A 19449-nucleotide genomic window follows, 5' to 3' on the forward strand; every position below is an offset into this window, starting at 1 on the left:
ACGGACACACTATGACCGGCAGAAAATGGCGAGACAATGTCCAACCTGCGTCTGCTCAGATGTCGATATCCTCAACAAACCGGGCGCGGTCCTGAATGAAATTGAAGCGCTTTTCCGGGTTGCGGCCCATCAGGTCATCGACCAGCTGTTCCGTGTCACGCTGCGCCAGCCGGTCTTCCGTTGTCGGAACATTGACCTTCAGCAACTGCCGTGTGGCCTTGTTCATGGTCGTTTCGCGAAGCTGCGGCGGCGGCATCTCGCCGAGCCCCTTGAACCGGCTGATTTCAATCTTGCCGTTACTCCGGAACGTGCCATTCGACATCAGCTCATCCTTGTGAGCGTCATCGCGGGCGTAGATCGATTTTGATCCCTGCACCAGACGATAGAGCGGCGGCATGCCGAGATACAGATGCCCGTTTTCGATCAGTTCCGGCAGTTCCTTGTAGAAAAAGGTCATCAGCAGCGAGGCAATATGTGCACCATCAACATCAGCATCCGTCAGGATGATGACTTTCTCATACCGAAGCCGTTCTTCGTCATAATCTGCCCCGGCACCACAGCCGAGTGCTTCGATCAGATCCTTGAGTTCCTGATTGCCCTTCAGCTTGTCACGGGTCGCGCTGGCGACGTTCAGGATTTTACCCCGCAGCGGCAGCACCGCCTGGGTAGCCCGGTCCCGCGCCTGCTTGGCAGACCCGCCAGCAGAGTCACCCTCGACCAGAAAGATTTCAGTTCCATCGGACACCGAACGGGTACAGTCCGCCAGCTTGCCCGGAAGCCGCAGCCGCCGTGTGGCAGACTGGCGCTTCATTTCCTTCGCCTCTTTCCGGCGGCGGCGCATATCGGCGCTTTCAATCGCCCGGTCCAGCAAGGCCTTTGCTGAATCACCATCCGCCGACAGCCAGTGATCGAAATGATCCTTCACCGCCATCTCGACCAGTCGTGTGGCAGAGGCTGATGTCAGCTTGTCCTTGGTCTGGCCCTGAAACTGCGGATCAGGAACGAACGCAGACAACATGCCGCAGGCGCCGCCGACCACATCTTCTGCCATGATCTTGGCGGCCTGCTTGTTCCCGATCAGTTCGCCATACCCTTTCAGCCCGCGCAGTAATGCCGTGCGGATACCGGATTCATGGGTGCCGCCTTCCGGTGTCGGGATCGTGTTGCAGTAGCTGTTAAAGAAGCCGTCATCATCCATCGGCCAGGCCACCGCCCATTCACAGCGACCCTGCTTGTCCGGAAAATCCGCATGACCGGCAAACATTACAGGTGTTACCGTCTTGCGCCCCTTGAGCACTTCCTCAAGATAATCACCCAGTCCACCGGGGAAATGCAGAACCGCCGTTTCCGGTGTCTCGTCACCGTCCTTGATCAGTTCAGAAGCACAGCGCCAGCGAATCTCCACCCCCTTGTAGAGGTAGGCCTTCGAGCGGGCCAGCTTGTAGAGCAGTGATGGCTTGAAGCCCGCCCGCGCACCGAAAATCTCCGGATCCGGATGAAACGTGACCGCCGTCCCCCGACGGTTACTGACCGCCCCCACATCTTTCAGTTCTGATGTCGGATGCCCCTTGCTGTAGGTCTGACGCCACAGTCGTTTATCGCGGGCAATCTCGACTTCCAGATTATCCGAGAGCGCATTAACAACAGAAATACCAACCCCGTGCAGGCCACCTGATGTCTCATAGACCTTGTTGGAAAACTTACCCCCTGAATGCAGGGTGGTGAGAATCACTTCCAGCGCCGATTTGTCGGTGAATTTGGGATGCGGGTCGATGGGAATACCACGCCCGTTATCACGAACCGTCAGCAGGTCCCCCGCGGCCAGTTCGAACTCGATCCGGCTGGCATGTCCCGCAACGGCTTCGTCCATTGCGTTATCCAGCACTTCCGCGGCCAGATGATGCAGCGCCCGTTCGTCCGTGCCGCCAATATACATGCCCGGACGCCGGCGCACCGGCTCCAGGCCTTCAAGAACCTCGATATCCTTGGCTGAATAGCCCGGATCGATTGCCGCCGAAGCGGATGAATTAAACAGATCTGCCATGCCCGCATTATAGATTTGCCGTGAACAGGCGCAAGCTTCATGCTGTAGTATAATTGACGACAATCACCAATATCTTGTGGATCAGTGGCGATGAGCGATAACGACTCCCCCCGTGGTGAACTGGCCATCCGGACCATCGCGATGCCGGCCGATACAAACCCGTCCGGCGACATCTTCGGCGGCTGGCTGCTGGCCCAGATGGACCTTGCCGGCGGCACGACGGCCTGGCGCAGAGCCCATGGCCGGGTCGCCACCATTGCCGTTGATGGCATGACCTTCTACCGGCCCGTCCGGGTCGGGGATGTGCTCTGCTGCTATGCCGAGCTGATCCGTGAGGGAAACACGTCTCTGACCTACCGGATTGAAGCCTGGGTATTGCGGGGGCCGGAAGGCCCGGACCGCGAAAAGGTCACGGAAGGGCAGTTCACCTTTGTTGCAATTGACGACAATGGCCGGCCACGGCAGCTTCCAAAAAGATAACAGCAGCAACCTTCAAAGAGTGCTTCCCGGTTTCTCAGGCTGTCTTACCTGTCGCCAGCCAAGCCAGGACAGGGCCAGGAAACCGATCAGCAGCAGGATACTGGCCGCTCCCCAGCCAGAAGCAACCGCCTGCTCTATGCTGCGGCCAAAAAGGTAGCCGCCCCCAACCAGCAACAGGCACCAGAGTGCAGCCGAAGTCAGGTTGAGCAGCGTGAAATGTCGCCATTGCATGTCTCCCAACCCGACCGGAAGTGCACCAATTGTCCGCATGCCCTTCGGATAACGATAGAGAAAGATATAGGCAGCGCCATACCGCTGCATCAGCAGCTGCGCTCTGGCCATCATCCGCTGCAACCGTTCCCGCCGTAGCATGAAACCGATGCCATAGCGACGGGCGACAAAAAAACGTAGCTCGTCACCAAGATATCCACCGGCAAGAGTGACCGCGGCGACAATCATCACATCAAGCGATCCGTACTGCGCCACCAGTCCGGCAAACAAAGGCAATGCGCCACTTTTCAGGGCGCAATAGGCAAACAGCAGAATGTAGACCAGCGTCCCATATTCAAGAATAAGGCTGTTGATCTGTGCCACGACAAACTGTCCCGTTGATGACTCACCGGCTGATCTGGTGATCCTGCGACAGAATATAAAGCAAAATCAGTGTTTTCAGCTGCCCGTCGTCTCAGTTGCCTGTTTCTGCCGGGCTGCGCTTGCAATGGCGGTCGCGGCAGCGACAGCACTGGCGTCAGACATCTGTTCGTCCCCGGGAGCCGTCTTTTCATCTCCGCCCTTGTCAACCGAGACCCTGACTTCAGGCCGGGCAAAACTGATACCGTTGTCCGCGAATGCCTTCTGAACAGCGGCATAGGCGTGGCGACGGATCAGGAACTGCTTGCCGGGTTTGCACATGAACTTGGTTGAGATGATGAGACCGTAATCATCGACCTCCACCACACCCTGCGATTTGAAAGGCTGAATGAAATCTTCACCGACATCCGGATGTTCCAGCAGGCTGGCGCCGACCTTCTTGATGATCTTCCGTGCCTGTTCCAGATCTGCGTCAAAATTTACCCGAAAGCGCAATTTCATGATCGCCCAGTCCCGGCTGTAGTTCGACAGGCGCGTGATCTCGCCAAACGGCACCGTATGCAATGCGCCGCGATGGTGGCGCAGTTGCAGGGACCGCGTTGCTATTCGCTCGACGGACCCCTTCACATCACCGAGATCAACATATTCACCAAGCCGGAAAGCATCATCCATCAGGAAGAACGCTCCGGATACAATATCGCGAACCAGCGTTTGCGAACCAAAGCCGATGGCAAGACCGACAACGCCTGCACCCGCCAGTACAGGGGCAATATTTACCCCGAGCGATGACAATATGATCATCAGGGCAATCACGGCTATCGTCACCTGCCCGGCTCGCCTGAACAACGGCAGCAGGGTGCGCATCCGCGACAACCCGGCGCCACCGATTTCCATTTCAGAGCTGTCATGTCCCTCGCTGATCAGAGAGGCATCTTCCTCGGCAATCTTCCGGTTAGCCCAGACATTTAAAATCTGCCACAGGCTATAGGCCACCAGCAGCACCACGCCGACCTCCAGCAGACCACGCCCCACGGCAGAGGCGACAGCATCCGTCCGTCCCAGAAGATCGAACCGCCAGCCCGTAAGCAGGATAAACAACGACCCCACAGCAACCGCAATCCGCAGAACCCGGAGAACGGAAGGAGTTACATCATCACCGGAGCCCGTCAGGTTATGAGATTCACGCTGGGCCGCTGCATCAAACATCGGCCAGACCGACAGAATGGCAATTGTGGACAAGCCCGCACCGAACAACGGCGTCGTTCCAAGCGTGGCCATACCGACAAGAAGAGCCCAGAGAACCGGAATTCCGGCAGCCATCAGCCAGGGATAAAGCCGGGCAAACCGTCGACGGCCGGAGGAGGCGGCAGAGCCGGAGAGATCGCGCTGCAAGGCTTCGCGCCCCAGCACAAAGACGATTGAAAAACCCAGCATCATCACCGTGCCAACCATCAGCAGCAGCAATAAATGGACATCCCCGTGAATACCCATGACGGCAAACAGAGCGCAGGTGAAAAAGCCGAACGCCCCGAGCGCCATTGAAACCAGCACGCCACGATGAATTGCCAGCGCTTCGGAATTTGAAAACGAGGTTATCCGCATCGCAGGAATTCGGATGCCAAGAAACGACCGGCTGAAGCTTGCAACAAGCCGGAGGATAACGATTGCCGACAGATAAAAAGCGAACGCGATACGATCCACCGATCCGCCGGTTTCGATTACGAAAAAGATCACGATAGCGACAACAGAAAACAGCAGGATGAACAACCCGTCCCGCAACAGCGACTCCGCCAGAGCGCGTAGTTTGAGCCAGAGTGTCAGATCGGATGGAATCTCGACGGCACCGCTTCTCGCAATTCGTCGCCGGACAGCAAACTCACAACCAAAACCACCAAGAAGTGCAACAATAAAAGCCATGAGGAACAAGGCCATACCGCCTTCCTCACGATCTCCGAACAGGATATTCCCCGCCTGTCGGAACGCATCCGGCAACCCGCCATAGGCACCAAATATATCCCCCAGCCGTTCACGAATCCGGCCGAAATCGGATTGCAGAGAGTAAGCAATATCCGCAGGATTGAAATTGCGGGAATCAGCGGGGCCCGGCGTGGCAAGTTTCTCGGCAACAATCGCCCGCAACTCGGCATCCGACAGCCGTGCAAGATCGGCCTCGGTAACGGGCGGCTTGGCGGCAGCAACATCTGCGCTGACACCAGGAGACGCCCAGCCCAGCAATCCGGCCAGCAGCGCAGCAAATACCCATTTTGTCATCCTGATCGTCTCCCCCGAATCTGACATCTGCGCCTTGAAGGCGGCAGTTTACGCCGACACTATCGGTCAAAGCCGCAGAGATGAACAGCTTTGGCCCTCTGCCAGGAGAGTCCGGAGAAGACGGATGCAACAAGTTCAGATCATCAGCCGATAAAACCGGGGCGGACTGACCGGAGGATATTGCCGGTCAGTCCATCAGCATCAGAATGCTCTCACCCGGATCAGGAAGCAGCACCCGGCTTTGCGGTTCCACCACTCAGTCGTTGTCCCAGCATAGCAATGCGTCGGCAGACCACATAGAAAACCGGTGTGAACAGCAAGCCAAAGCCGGTCACACCCAGCATGCCGAAGAACACCGCTGTCCCCAGCGCCTGACGCATTTCGGAACCTGCACCGGAAGCGATCATCAGCGGTACAACACCCAGAATGAAGGCCAGAGAGGTCATCAGGATCGGGCGCAGACGAACCCGTGCCGCCTCCACCGCGGCCTCGACAACGCTCATGCCCGCATCTTCTGCCTGCCGGGCAAACTCGACGATCAGGATCGCGTTCTTTGCCGACAGGCCAACCAGCACAACCAGCCCGATCTGGGTCAGAATGTTGTTATCCATACCGCGCCACATCACACCACTGACCGCCGCCAGCAGACACATCGGCACGATCAGAATGACCGCAAAGGGCAATGCCCAGCTTTCATACTGTGCCGCCAGCAACAGGAAGACGAAGATGACCGACGCCCCGAAAATCAACAGGATGGAACCCGAAGCCAGTTTTTCCTGCAAAGACAGTTCCGTCCATTCCAGGGTGAAACCGTCAGGCAGTGCCTGAGCCGCAAGTCGCTCCATCTCCGCCAGCGCTTCACCGGTTGAAATGCCTGCAGACGCATTCCCCTGCAGGGCGACCGACGGATACAGATTATAGCGCAACACACGATAGGGGCCGGTCGTATCCCGGAACGCAGCGACAGACCCCAGCGGAGTCATGTCACCACTGTCATTACGGGTCCGGAGTTTTGCCACATCGCTGACCGTTCTCCGGAACTCGCCATCAGCCTGCGCGGTCACCCGGTAGGTTTTCCCGAGCATGTTGAAGTCGTTGACATAGGCCGAACCGAGATAGGTCTCCAGAGTATCGAACACACGCTGAATCGGGATGTTGAGCTGTTCCGCCCGCACCCTGTCAATTTCAGCATAAATCTTCGGCGTACCTGTGTTGAAGGTCGTGAAAACACTGGTCAGCTTCGGCGACTGATTGGCCACCCCTGCAAGTCCCCATGCCACACCCTCAAGCGCTTTGACACCACGCCCCCGGCGATCTTCAACTACTCCCTTGAAGCCACCGGCATTACCGACACCTGGTACAGGTGGCGGAGGCACGACAAAGACGTTCGCCTCCTTCACCTGCGCACCAATTCCACGCAGATTATTCAGAATACCGCCATAGGAGACGCCTGCTGCCGCCCGTGTCCCGAAGTCTTCAAGAGTTACGAAAATTGCACCGGCATTCGGTGCATTGGTGAAAGTCGCCCCGTCAAAGCCTGCGAACACAGCTGCGCTGGAAACGCCATCAACCTCAAGAATACTTGCCGTCACCTTGCGGACCACCTTGTCCGTCCGTTCCAGGGTCGATCCCGGCGGCAACTGAATGACCGTGATGAAATATCCCTGATCCTGTGCCGGAATAAAGCCTGTCGGAACACGTTCAAACTGAAAGGCCGTGAGCATGACAAGCCCGGCATAGGCAACCAGTACCAGCACTGAAAACCGTACCAGCTGCCCGGTCAGGCGGGCATAACCGTTCGACAGCTTGTCAAAAGCCCAGTTGAATCCCTGAAAGAGCTTCCTTACCGGCCAGAGCAGAACAGTGCCCCGCTTCTCGGTATCGCCCTTGTGTTTCAGCAGGATGGCGCTGAGCGCCGGGCTGAGCGTCAGTGAAACCAGCGCAGAAATCGCCGTAGCCGTTGCGATGGTAACCGCAAACTGACGATAAAACTGACCGCTGATTCCCTCCACAAAAGTTGTCGGAATGAACACTGCTGCCAGCACCAGCGCGATGGCAATCAGCGCACCGCCGACTTCATCCATTGTCTTGTGTGCGGCCTCTTTCGGCGACAGGCCATCCTGCAGATTTCGTTCGATATTCTCGACCACGACAATCGCATCATCGACCACGATACCGATTGCCAGCACCATTCCGAAAAGGGTCAGATTGTTAATGGAATATCCAAGCGCCGACATCATGGCAAAAGTACCAATCAGCGAAATCGGGATAGCCAGAATCGGGATGATTGAAGCGCGCCAGGATTGCAGGAATAGAATAACCACGAGCACGACCAGCAGGATGGCTTCATAGATCGTCATTTCAACGGCATCGACTGATTTCGCAATATAGGCCGTCGGATCATAAATGATGTCATAGGCCAGTCCGTCCGGGAAATTCGCCGACGCTTCTTTCATCAGCGCCCGCACTTCAGACGCAGCTTCCAGTGCATTTGATCCCGGTCGCTGGAAGATGGCGATGGCAACAGCCGGGTCGGTTCCCAGATAGGCCAGCGAATTATAATCACGCGCGCCGAGTTCGATCCGCGCCACATCACCGAGCCGCGTTACCTTTCCGCCGCTTCCGGCTTTCACGATAATGCGTTCGAACTGCTTTACATCTTCCAGCCTGCCCTGTGTTTCGACGGCAAGCTGGAAAGCCCCGGGATTGGTGACCGGCGCCTGATTCAGCGAACCGGCAGCCACCTGTACATTCTGCGCCCGTACGGCCTCGACAACATCACTGGCCGTCATATCCAGTTCGGCAATCCGTTCCGGGTTCAGCCAGATCCGCATCGAATAATCGCTGCCACCAAACAGCTGAACCTGCCCGACACCTGAAAGCCGGAGCATGCGGTCTTCAATCTGAAGCGAGGCATAGTTCGAGACATAGAGTGAATCGAGCTTTTCCCCCGGCGAATACATATGCACGACCATCATCAGGTCGGGGGAATTCTTGCGCGTTGTCACACCAAGGCGACGAACTGATTCAGGCAGGCGGGCTTCTGCAATCGCCACCCGGTTCTGCACAAGCACCTGTGCCGCATCGAGATCAGTGCCGAGTTCAAAGGTAACCGTGATGGTTACCGAACCGTCACCTGTCGATTGTGACGACAGATACAGCATGCCCTGAACGCCGTTGATCTCTTCCTCCAGCGGGCTGGCAACCGTGTTCGCCAATGTCTCTGCTGACGCACCGGGATAGCTGGCACGGACCTGAATTGTCGGCGGTGCAATTTCCGGATATTGCGCAATCGGCAGTGACATGGCGGAGATGCCGCCGATCAGGACGATGAAGATCGAAACAACCGTCGAGAAGATCGGACGGTCGACGAAAAAATGTGCGAATTTCATGAGTTTTGCTCTTTCCCGCCGGCCTTACTGACCCGGCTGGCCATTCGGCCAGGGTTCAATCTTAACCTCATTCGGCGTAACCGGCTGACCAAATCTGGCCCGCAGGACACCGTTGACAATGATCCGGTCGGTCTTCTCCAGACCCTTGCGGATAATGCGCAGCCCCAGTTCATTCGGCCCGACCCGGACCACCTTCGGCTGGACCAGGTTGTTCTCATCCAGTGTCAGGATAAGCTTCCGTGACTGGTCGGATACGATTGCGGATTCAGGCACCAGAATGGCTTCATAAACGGATGACCCCGGAAGCCGCAGCCGGCCAAACTGACCGGGCAGTAAAAAACCGTCATCGTTCGGCAAGGTCGCCCGCACCCGGATCGTTCCGGTGCCTGCGTCAATGGCACTATCGACGAAATCAATCCGCCCCTTGTAGGACCAGACGTCTTCATCCGGCAGGCGCACTTCAATTTCGGTGCCACCATCTCTGGTCGACTTCAGATCGCCACGCCGGTTGGCCCGTTCATAGCTGAGATATTCCGTCTCGCTCATGTCGAATTCAAAATGGATCGGATCAAAGGCGACGATCCTGGTCAGGAGGGTGGTCGTGCCCGAGCCCGAAACCAGATTCCCCACATCGACACGGCTGTCTGAAATACGTCCGCTGATCGGTGCCCGGACTTCAGCAAACTCGATGTCCAGCTGCGCAGAGCGCAAGTCAGCTTCTGCTGCGGCAATATCAGCCGAAGCCACCAGACGGTCGCTGATCCGCTGTTCCAGGGTTGCCTTTGGCAGGGTGCCGCGGGTTACCAGTTGCTGGCCACGCTCCACTTCCTGATTGGCAAACTGGTATCTGGCGCGGGCTGACGCCAGCTCTGCCACAGCCCGCGACTTCGCCGCCTCAAACGGGCGCTTGTCGATACTGAACAGCAGATCGCCGGTCTGTACCATCTGACCGTCCCGGAAATGCACCGCTTCAACATAACCACTGACCCGCGGACGTATTTCAACATCCTGAGAGGCATGGAACCGCCCGTTGAACTCATCCCATTCGATAATTTCCTTGGCCAGCGGGGCTGCCACATCAACTGCCGGAGGGGGAGGTGCCGAGGGCGCAGCCGCACTGTTGGAAGACTGATCGTCACAGGCGGTCAATGCCACAAGAGCCAGGGGCAGAACAACAAACAGACGCGCGCGCATCCAGCATACTCCAAAATAGATTACATCATTTGTTGCAGCACAATGTGAGGTCAGCCGGGCAAATTGCCATCCTTCAGACCAAGATTTTATTGCAATGCAGCAATAGACTGTACTGTCTAGTTTACTTTGTCAACTCGACGATGCCAGCAATGATGCATTGCCGCCCGCTGCTGTGGTATCGATGCACAGATGACGTTCGTGGATAAATACGCTTTCCATTCCCGGTTCCGTTGACAGTTGCGGCAACGGCCCCTTGCCATCGGACAGCAGTTTCCGAATCTTGCCAACTGACAGCTGGTCACCCCAGAAACAGACGGCACTGACACCCCGAAGTTCGGACAGTTGTTCCGGTGACAGTTTGCCGTTGATGACCAGCGCACCCTTGATCTCCGTCAGACCGGGAGTGACAGCAACAACGGCACAGCCGCTGGACAGTGCTTCTTCTGCCTGCAACTTCGCCGCCTCTATTCCCGGACCAAGACAGAGCACGGTTCCCCGGCAATAGACTGACAGCCGGTTGGACTCGCCCGTCGGGCCAGGCAGGTCATGCCTGCGTATCGCGTCATGCACAGGCTTCACAGAAGCATCAAGAAGCTTCTGGACCGCCGCAACGCGGACCGCAGCGCCCCCGGCGTCTTCAGCTTCAAGATCAGCCAGCCGGGTAAACCGCGGCAGATAATTCGGTCCACCGGCCTTCGGGCCAGTGCCCGACAGTCCTTCTCCGCCAAATGGCTGAGACCCGACGATGGCCCCGATCTGATTACGGTTCACATACAGATTTCCCGCCTGCACCCGTTCGATGACCTGCTGAACACGGTCATCAATCCTGGTATGCAGACCAAAGGTCAGACCATATCCGGTTGCGTTGACCGCATCGACAACCTCGTCAATCTCATCGGCTTCAAATGTCGCCACATGCAGAACCGGACCAAAAATCTCTTCCTCAAGGTCCGCAATACCATTGATACTGATCACCGCCGGTGCGACGAAAGTGCCACCAGACGGGACTTCGAGGCGCTTCATCAACCGGCCTTCGACAGCCGCCATTTCCACATGTGATTCAATTTTTTCCAGCGCCTCCCGGTCGATGACCGGGCCGACATCCGTTGCCAGGTCCCAGGGCGCACCAATCAGAAGCTCATCCATCGCCCCGAACAGCATTTCCAGCAGCTTCTGGGCGACATCTTTCTGGACATATAAAACCCGAAGTGCCGAACAACGCTGCCCCGCGCTCTGGAAAGCCGAAGCGACGATATCCCGGACCGCCTGCTCCGGCAGCGCCGTGGAATCGACAATCATCGCATTCAGCCCACCCGTTTCCGCAATCAGCGGCGCCTTCGGGTTACCCGTGGCCACCATCGACCTGTTGATGATCCGGGCAGTCTGGGTCGAACCGGTAAAACAGAACCCGTCAATTTCCGGCGCCCCGGCCAGTGCTGCACCGACGGTCGGACCATCGCCCGGGATCAGTTGCAGGGTCGCCGCAGGCACACCGGCCTGATGCAGTAACTCCACAGCCCGTGAGGCAATCAGCGGCGTCTGTTCCGCTGGTTTGGCGACCACCGCATTACCGGCAGCAAGTGCCGCCGACAACTGACCGGTAAAGATCGCCAGCGGGAAATTCCAGGGCGATACACAGGCAAATACTCCCCGTGCCTGCCGGTCAGCACCCAGCGTTTCTGCCTGCACCGCGTAATAGCGCAGAAAATCGACAGCCTCGCGGATTTCGGCAACACAGTCGGACTGGGTCTTGCCCGCTTCCCGTGCCAGCAGCGCAAACATCTCGCCCGCATGCTCTTCGTACAGATCAGCCGCTTTGTTCAGAATCGCCCCGCGTTCGCCCGGCGTTATGGACGACCAGCCGGCCATTGCTGAACGGGCATCCTCAAGCGCGCCGGCAACTGTTGCGGCGTCGCCTGTTGTGACATGCCCGACTATATCCTGATGATTGGCCGGATTGATGATCTCAACTGTCTCACCCCCGGTTGCAGCCCGGACAGTTATTGGCTTTGCCTGCCACTGGTGATTTTCCCAGCGGGACCGGCTCTCCTCTATGTCCGCCAGATCATCCAGATCGGTCAGATCCCAGCCACGGGCATTTACCCGGCCAGCCCCGTACAGGGCCTTTGGCTGGCGGATATTCGGATTTGCCTGATTGTCACCAAGCTTCTCAACCGCAGAAAACGGATCCGTCGAAATTGCTTCAGGAGACAGCGTCTCATCGACAATCTGGTTCACAAAGGAACTGTTGGCACCGTTCTCCAGCAGCCGCCGCACCAGATAGGCCAGCAAATCCTCATGCGCGCCAACCGGCGCATAAATGCGACAGCGGGTTCCAGCCTCACCGAGCACCACATTATGCAATGACTCGCCCATGCCATGCAGACGCTGAAATTCAAACGCCTGCCCTTCTTCTGCCATTTCCAGAACTGCCGCCACGGTATGGGCATTATGGGTCGCAAACTGCGGATAGATACGGTCTGTCATGCCCAGCAGACGGCGGGCACAGGCGATATAGCTGACATCCGTTGAGGTCTTGCGGGTAAAAACCGGAAAGCCATCAAGACCCAGTGTCTGTGCCCGTTTGATTTCAGTATCCCAGTAGGCCCCCTTGACGAGACGCACCATAATCCGGCGGTTCAGCAGTCCGGCAAGCTCATACAACCAGCTGATGACGTGGGACGCCCGTGGTCCGTATGCCTGCACCACCACCCCGAAACCATCCCAGCCTTTCAGCGCCGGATCTGACAGAATGGCCGCAATCACACCCAGCGACAGGTCGAGGCGATCTGCTTCCTCCGCATCAATGTTGAAGCCCATACCGGCAGACTTCGCCAGCAGGGCCAGTGAGCGGGCACGGGCAACCAGTTCAGACATTACCCGTTCACGCTGGGCAACTTCATAGCGCGGATGCAGCGCCGACAGCTTGACGGAAATACCGGGATTCTCGCGAATGTCCTTCGACTTGCAGGCACCGGCCAGCGCCGTGATCGCATCGGAATAAGACAGATGATACCGTCTGGCGTCCCCTTCGGTCCGGGCGGCTTCACCCAGCATGTCATAGGAATAGGTATAGCCCTTCTTCTCCATACGGGCGGCCCGGTCACGGGCAGATTCGATCGACTGGCCAAGCACAAACTGGCTGCCCAGATCCCGCATGGCATGGCTGACCGCCGTGCGGATCACCGGCTCTCCCAGCCGCTTCACCGCGCCGCGCAATGTTGCCGCAAGTCCGCGATTGCTTTCCTTCAGCACCTTGCCGGTCAGCAGCAACGCCCATGTCGAGGCATTGACCAGCGGAGAACTGGAATGGCCGATATGCTTCCCCCAGTCGGACGGCGCAATCTTGTCTTCAATCAGCGCCTCAATGGTTTCCTCGTCCGGCACCCGCAGCAGCGCCTCTGCCAGACACATCAGGGCAACGCCTTCCTGTGTCGACAGTCCGTATTCAGCGAGGAACACTTCCATCAGTCCGGGATCGGACCTGTCGCGAACCTTTTGTATCAGGTCTGCGCCACGTCGGCAGATCGCCTGACGAACATCCGCATCAAGACCGGCCATCCGGACCAGGTCGCTGACCACCTTCGCTTCATCAGGAAGATTTGTTGCCCGGATTTTCTGCCGTAATTCCGTGAGATGATCTGAAGACACCGACATCGCTAGCACTCCCAAAGGACCAATCTCCGGACTTTAGCAGAGCTTTTGTTTTCATGCCGTCCAAAGGCGTCTATCATTTCAGGCAATTCGGCTAAATTTATCCTGATAAATGAGCACAAATGATCGATTCAAAACAGATCAGCAGTGAATTTGACCGGTATGATCGCAAGATACTGGAGATACTGGCTGAAAATGGCCGCCTCACGATCACCGAACTTGCAGACCGGATCGGGCTGTCAAAAACCCCCTGTCAGAACCGGGTAAGACGACTGGAAAAAGACGGCGTGATACGGGGCTATCGTGCCATTCTGGACCCGGTATCCATGGGTGCTGCCCATATCGCCTTTGTCGAGGTTCAGTTGTCTGACACCCGCGAGGCAGCACTCCGTGCCTTCAATGTCGCCGTGCAGGGGCTGCGACCGGTTGAAAGCTGCCACATGATCGCCGGTGGCTTCGATTATCTGCTGAAAGTCAGAACCCGCGATATCGCCAGCTATCGTAAGTTCCTCGGAGAGACACTCTCCGCCCTGCCGAACGTCGCACAAACCCGGACATATGTCGTGATGGAAGCAGTAAAGGATACCGGCGCCTGAGTGACGGCTCTGATTTTCCGGTCGCACCGAAAGGTTTCCCCCGCTAGCATTGACCCTCACCCTGCCTGCGCGAATTAAATCCCCGGACCTGATCAGATGTTCTCCCTGACAACGACTGTTGCCCTTACGGTTGCCATGCTGGCCACCTCTCTTCTGTCGGGCATCTTCGGAATGGCGGGTGGCATGATACTGATGGGCATCCTGATTGCCCTGCTGCCGCTGCCTGCCGCCATGGTTCTGCACGGGGTATCACAGCTTGCTTCAAACGGCTGGCGGGCATGGCTCTGGCGTCACCACGTCAATCCCCGGATCGCCATCGAATATATTATCGGTGCCGTCATCGCTCTCAGCCTCAGCCTGCTGGTCAAATATGTTCCGGAAAAACCTTATGCGCTGATCTCCCTCGGTCTGCTGCCCTTCATCGCCCGCGCAATACCTGACCGGCTGACCCCGGACATGATGAAACGGGGACATTCCGTTCTCTGCGGCATCATCTGCGTCACCGTACAGATCACCACCGGCATCGCCGGCCCCATTCTGGATACCTACTTCATCCGTTCCGGCCTCGACCGCAAAGCCATCGTTGCCACCAAAGCCAGTGTTCAGGTCTTCGGCCATATATCGAAGCTGATCTATTTCGGCGCACTGATTGACGAGGCCGCCGGCGTCGACCCAGTCCTTGCAGCCATTGCCATCGTCTGCGCCGTCGTCGGCACCACGCTTGCCAGCCGGGTGCTGGAGGTGATGACAGAAGCCCAGTTCAGAAAATGGACCAATCTGATCATCACCTGCGTCGCACTGACCTATATCGCCAACGGCCTCTGGCTGCTGATCCGGTAACGACTGCCACCCGGTTTCCTGAACCCGGCGGCGATTGCCTAAAGTTTCAGGCCGCAGCTTTCAAACGCCGCTTTCGTTGCCGCTTTCTCAGCATCCGTCAGTTGCAGCAACGGCTTGCGAACCGGGCCACCGGCCTGGCCCAGCAGTTCCTGCCAGTATTTCTGATGGGCCTGCGGCTTGCCGCCGGGACGGGTATCCTTCAGGGCCTTGCGAACCGGCTCCAGACTGTCCCGAACCTTGCGGGCGGCCTCGACCTCACCTTTGAACGCAAGATCGGTATATTCGCGCATCCGCTTGTCGTTCTTGGTCTGAAGCAGATAAGGCGGTGACGAGCAGAGGTAGAGACGCCAGTTAAGCTCGACGATATTATCAAACCATTCATCTTCCGACGCGGTGCTGACAATCAGCTTGTCACCGGCAAGGCGGGTCAGTTCCTTATACATCTCGCGCTCAACGCTGTATTTGATCGCGACGATATTCGGCAGATCAGCGATCCGGGCGCAGAGTTCCGGGCTCATCAGATAGCCGGAGTCCGGGTGGCTCCACATGGCGATACCGATATTCACCTGCTCGGAGACAGCCTTGTAATAGGCCATCAGGGTTTCGTCCTGGTCATGGATGAAATGCAGAATCGGCGCATGAACGACGATGTAGTCGGCCCCGACCGCTTCTGCATGCTTCGCCAGTTCGATCACCGTATCGAAATTCTGGTCAGAGCAGGACATGATCGTCCCGGCAGCGCCGCCAACCTCATCAACCGCAATTTCAAAATTCCGCTTCCGCTCCTCGATCGACATGGAGAAGAACTCGCCCTGTTTACCGGCGATGAAGAAGCCGTCGATCTCCAGATCATCGATCCAGTGCCGCAGATTGGCGCGAAGTCCCGCTTCATTCATGGAAGAATCCGGGTTGAACGGATTCAGGGCAGCAGCCCAGATACCGGTCATATTCTCGCGGGCGTAATCCTTGGCGTCATTGCGGCTGTATTTCATCTGAACGTCCTCTGTCGATCTCTGGTTATTTTGTCCTGACTATGACGATGGCCGAAAATTATGTCGAGACCCCGTTTTGATCTACTGGCGAATTGGCGTTGCACCGTTATGATCGGACATAACATCTATCAGGGAAGGGCAGACCAGCATGCGCATTGGCGAATCACAGGTTCGGGTTGAAGATGACAGGCTGTTACGGGGCGGCGGACGCTACACAGCCGACCACAAGGCAGACGGTGAAGCCCGGATGGTCATCCTGCGCGCACCCCTCGCTGCGGGGCGTATCCTCGAACTGGATATCAGTGACGCACGCGACATGCCGGGTATCATCGACATCATCACCCATGCCGACCTGAAACAGGAAGGCATCGGCCCGATCCTGCCGGTGATCAAACATCCGGCCCCCGATGGCGGTGAGATGTACGCCCCGGAATTCATGCCGCTGGCGGGTGAGCGTGTCATGCATGTGGGCGAGCCGGTTGCGGCGATCATTGCTGAAAGCCTTGCCGAAGCCGAAGCCGCCCTGGAAGCCATCATTCTGGATATTGATGAGGAACCGTCAGTTTGCGATTGTCTGGACGCCATCAAGCCGGATGCGCCGAAAATCTGGCCCGAAAAACCAGACAACAGGGTTTTCCTGTTCGAACAGGGCGATAGCGCGAAGGTCGAGGACGCTTTCTCTAAAGCCGCGCATATTGTTGAAGAGCGTTTTCGTATCACCCGCATTACCGCGGTGGCCATGGAGCCGCGCGCTGCGCTGGCCAGCTATGACGCGGATACCGAACGTTTCAGGCTGGTTCACGGCGCCCAGTCAGCGCACCGGCAGCAGGCCCCCATGGCCGCTATCCTCGGTGTGAAACCGGACCAGCTGCAACTGGTCGTCGCCGATACCGGTGGCGGGTTCGGCATGAAGAATGCCCCTTACGCGGAATATATGCTGTCGCTGATTGCCGCCCGGCGCACCGGCCGCACGATCCGCTGGATTGCGACCCGCCTCGAATCCTTCATGGCCGACGCACAGGCGCGGGATCAGGTCGCCGATGCGGCCCTTGCGTTGGATGCAGACGGCAATTTCATCGGACTTCGGGTAAAAACAGTGGCCGGACTGGGTGCCTATATGGGGCCGATGTCCGGACATCCGCCGACGATGAATGTTGGCAGCCTGTCCGGTGTCTATCGCACCCCGGCCATTCATGTCAGCGTCACCGGCGTCCATACCAACACCATGTATACCGCACCCTATCGTGGGGCCGGGCGACCGGAAGCAACTTACGTCATTGAACGCCTGATCGACATCGCCGCCCGCAAGCTGGGCCGTGACCGGGCCGATATACGCCGTCAGAACATGATCACTGCTGAACAAATGCCCTATGATACGGGTTTTGTTTTCACTTATGATTCCGGCAATTTCCCGGCGGTGCTGGACCGCACACTGGAACTGTCGGACTGGGCGGGATTTGAAGACCGCCGGGCAGAGGCAAAGGCACGGGGAAAACTGCGCGGGATTGGTATCTCCTGCCCGATTGAAATTGCCGGTGGCCCGTTCAACGGACCGGCGCCAGAATTTGCCCGCATCGAACTGACCACTGACGGCAAGGCGACGGCCTTCATCGGCTCTGTCGATTCCGGACAGGGGCATCAGACCGTGTTTCGCCAGATGATCTGCCAGCAACTCGACATCAGTCCGGAAGATGTCACCATCATCTCCGGTGACAGTGACCGGGTCTCGAAAGGGACCGGCAGTTTCGGCTCTCGCTCGATGGGGGCTGCGGGCACTGCCATCAATACAACCGTCCTCGACATTTCCGAGCAGCTGAAGCCGAAAGCCAGCGAAATGCTGGAAACCCATGTCGCTGACATTAACTTCAGTGACGGAACTTTCCGGGTAACCGGAACTGACCGGATGGTGCGGCTGATCGACGTGCTTCAGGAACAGGCCACACCAATAGATGCGGAATCCTTTGTCGGCGCAGACAATGCCACTTTCCCGAACGGATGCCATATCTGCGAAGTCGAGATCGACCCCGACACCGGCGACATGGAGATGAAATCCTATATCGTGGTTGATGATGTCGGCACGGTCATCAACCCGCTGTTGCTGAAAGGCCAGATTCATGGCGGCGTGGCCCAGGGTGCCGGTCAGGCCCTCATGGAGAACATTCATTACGATCCGGACAGCGGCCAGCTGATCTCTGCCTCTTTCATGGATTACGGCATGCCACGGGCTGACACCTTCTCCGAGATCGAGGTCGAGGCGCTTTCAGTCCCGACGAAAGTAAACCCACTCGGTGTAAAGGGTGCCGGTGAAGCCGGTACGGTTGGCGCTCTGCCTGCCTGTGTCAGTGCCGTTTGCGATGCCATTGATGTTGATCATATGGATATGCCGACGACACCGGAGCGGGTCTGGCGGGCCTTGCAAGGTAAAGCCTGATATCGCACCCCGCTTGCGTCGGCTCCGGGGCAAGCGGGCGGTTGAAACGAACAACCTTTTAATCCTCATCATCCCCGGGCGACCGAAAGGCCGGTTGTCCGGGATCTCTGTTACTGGAGAAGACTTCCAGACCTTCCGGTTTTGATGTCCGGGCATCAATGGCCGCTCATTTCCTGAGATCAGCCAACAGTTCAGGGCGTTGACTCCATCGGGCCTTCCTGTTTAATTTCAAATTGTCGACAATCGACTGGACACAGTATGCCATTAGAATTCGAACGTCCGCAGGCGCTTGTGGAAAGCGTGCAGGAAGCCCTGATGAACCTGATCTTCAGTGGTGAACTGAATGCCGGCGAACGGCTGAACGAAGCCGCTATCGCCCAGTCTCTTGGCGTAAGCCGCAGCCCGGTCCGCGAGGCAATCCGCGCATTGGCGCAAACCGGCCTGATCGTCATTCATCAGAACCGTGGGGCTTTCCTCCGGGTGTTCAGTGATGATGAAATCAGCGAGATGTACGATTTCCGGTGCATGCTGGCCCGCGAGGCCGGGGAGCGGGCAGCAACCCGCATCAGCGCGTCCGACCTGACCAGGCTCTCCGAGATCATCGACGATATCGAGAGGATCACCGACGCAGGTTCCGTTCGGGAATTCTTTCCCCTGAACATCGAATTTCACCGGATCATCGTGGTTGCCAGCGGCAACCGGCGCCTGGCATCAAGCTACTTCGACATTGCCCGGGAACACAGGCTGTTTCGGCAATATTGCATGCAGTTCACCGGCAAGCCGGAAGAACGTGGTCTGGCGCACCAGCAGGCATCCAATCAGGAACACAAACTTATTCTCGAAGCGTTGCGCAAGCAGGACACGCAGGCAGCAGGTGAACTGCTGTATCAGCACGACCTCAGCGGACAGCAACGCACCGACGAATTGCGCACGGCGGCCGCAGCAAAAACATCAGCCGCCTGAC

At 57.6% G+C, this 19449-nt stretch carries 12 protein-coding genes; 5 read left to right on the forward strand and 7 right to left on the reverse strand.

The features are described 5' to 3' along the window. Positions 1 to 55: 55 nt before the first annotated feature. On the reverse strand, positions 56 to 2044 hold the full coding sequence (parE, locus tag GH722_01595; protein ID MRG70447.1) for a DNA topoisomerase IV subunit B: 1989 nt from the start codon (positions 2042 to 2044) through the stop codon (positions 56 to 58). 90 nt (positions 2045 to 2134) lie between these two features. On the opposite strand from parE, the gene GH722_01600 reads away from it, so the two are divergent. Beyond that, a complete protein-coding gene (locus tag GH722_01600; GenBank protein MRG70448.1) occupies positions 2135 to 2524 on the forward strand; it encodes an acyl-CoA thioesterase in 390 nt (129 codons plus the stop codon). Between the two features lie 12 nt (positions 2525 to 2536). Here the strand turns inward: GH722_01600 and GH722_01605 are convergent, their stop codons facing one another. The 5 genes from GH722_01605 to putA all read right to left on the reverse strand — a co-directional run bounded on the left by GH722_01605 (position 2537) and on the right by putA (position 13629). Beyond that, the gene (locus tag GH722_01605) at positions 2537 to 3118 is read right to left on the reverse strand and encodes a DedA family protein (protein MRG70449.1); all 582 of its coding nucleotides are present in this window, start codon (positions 3116 to 3118) and stop codon (positions 2537 to 2539) included. Between the two features lie 75 nt (positions 3119 to 3193). Continuing rightward, entirely contained in the window at positions 3194 to 5413 is a 2220-nt protein-coding gene (locus GH722_01610; GenBank protein ID MRG70450.1) for a mechanosensitive ion channel, read from the reverse strand. A 194-nt stretch (positions 5414 to 5607) separates the two neighbouring features. Further along, positions 5608 to 8778, reverse strand: coding sequence for a multidrug efflux RND transporter permease subunit (locus GH722_01615; GenBank protein MRG70451.1), 3171 nt, complete (start codon positions 8776 to 8778; stop codon positions 5608 to 5610). Between the two features lie 24 nt (positions 8779 to 8802). Further along, the gene (locus GH722_01620) at positions 8803 to 9972 is read right to left on the reverse strand and encodes an efflux RND transporter periplasmic adaptor subunit (GenBank protein MRG70452.1); all 1170 of its coding nucleotides are present in this window, start codon (positions 9970 to 9972) and stop codon (positions 8803 to 8805) included. A 129-nt stretch (positions 9973 to 10101) separates the two neighbouring features. Further along, entirely contained in the window at positions 10102 to 13629 is a 3528-nt protein-coding gene (putA, locus tag GH722_01625; GenBank protein ID MRG70453.1) for a bifunctional proline dehydrogenase/L-glutamate gamma-semialdehyde dehydrogenase PutA, read from the reverse strand. A 119-nt stretch (positions 13630 to 13748) separates the two neighbouring features. On the opposite strand from putA, the gene GH722_01630 reads away from it, so the two are divergent. Both GH722_01630 and GH722_01635 read left to right on the forward strand, forming a co-directional pair. Beyond that, a complete protein-coding gene (locus GH722_01630) occupies positions 13749 to 14222 on the forward strand; it encodes a winged helix-turn-helix transcriptional regulator (GenBank protein ID MRG70454.1) in 474 nt (157 codons plus the stop codon). Between the two features lie 96 nt (positions 14223 to 14318). Next, positions 14319 to 15062, forward strand: a complete 744-nt coding sequence (locus GH722_01635; protein ID MRG70455.1) for a TSUP family transporter — start codon at positions 14319 to 14321, stop codon at positions 15060 to 15062. A 38-nt stretch (positions 15063 to 15100) separates the two neighbouring features. Here GH722_01635 and GH722_01640 read toward each other — a convergent pair whose 3' ends face one another. After that, entirely contained in the window at positions 15101 to 16054 is a 954-nt protein-coding gene (locus GH722_01640) for a dihydrodipicolinate synthase family protein (GenBank protein MRG70456.1), read from the reverse strand. Positions 16055 to 16202: 148 nt separating this feature from the next. Here GH722_01640 and GH722_01645 point away from each other — a divergent pair, with 148 nt between their 5' ends. Both GH722_01645 and GH722_01650 read left to right on the forward strand, forming a co-directional pair. After that, positions 16203 to 18485 (forward strand): molybdopterin-dependent oxidoreductase, encoded by a 2283-nt coding sequence (locus GH722_01645; GenBank protein MRG70457.1) that lies wholly within the window; start codon positions 16203 to 16205, stop codon positions 18483 to 18485. A 258-nt stretch (positions 18486 to 18743) separates the two neighbouring features. Next, positions 18744 to 19448 (forward strand): FCD domain-containing protein, encoded by a 705-nt coding sequence (locus GH722_01650; protein MRG70458.1) that lies wholly within the window; start codon positions 18744 to 18746, stop codon positions 19446 to 19448. Position 19449: the final 1 nt, after the last annotated feature.

This window comes from Alphaproteobacteria bacterium HT1-32 (assembly GCA_009649675.1).
Lineage (GTDB): Bacteria > Pseudomonadota > Alphaproteobacteria > Rhodospirillales > HT1-32 > HT1-32.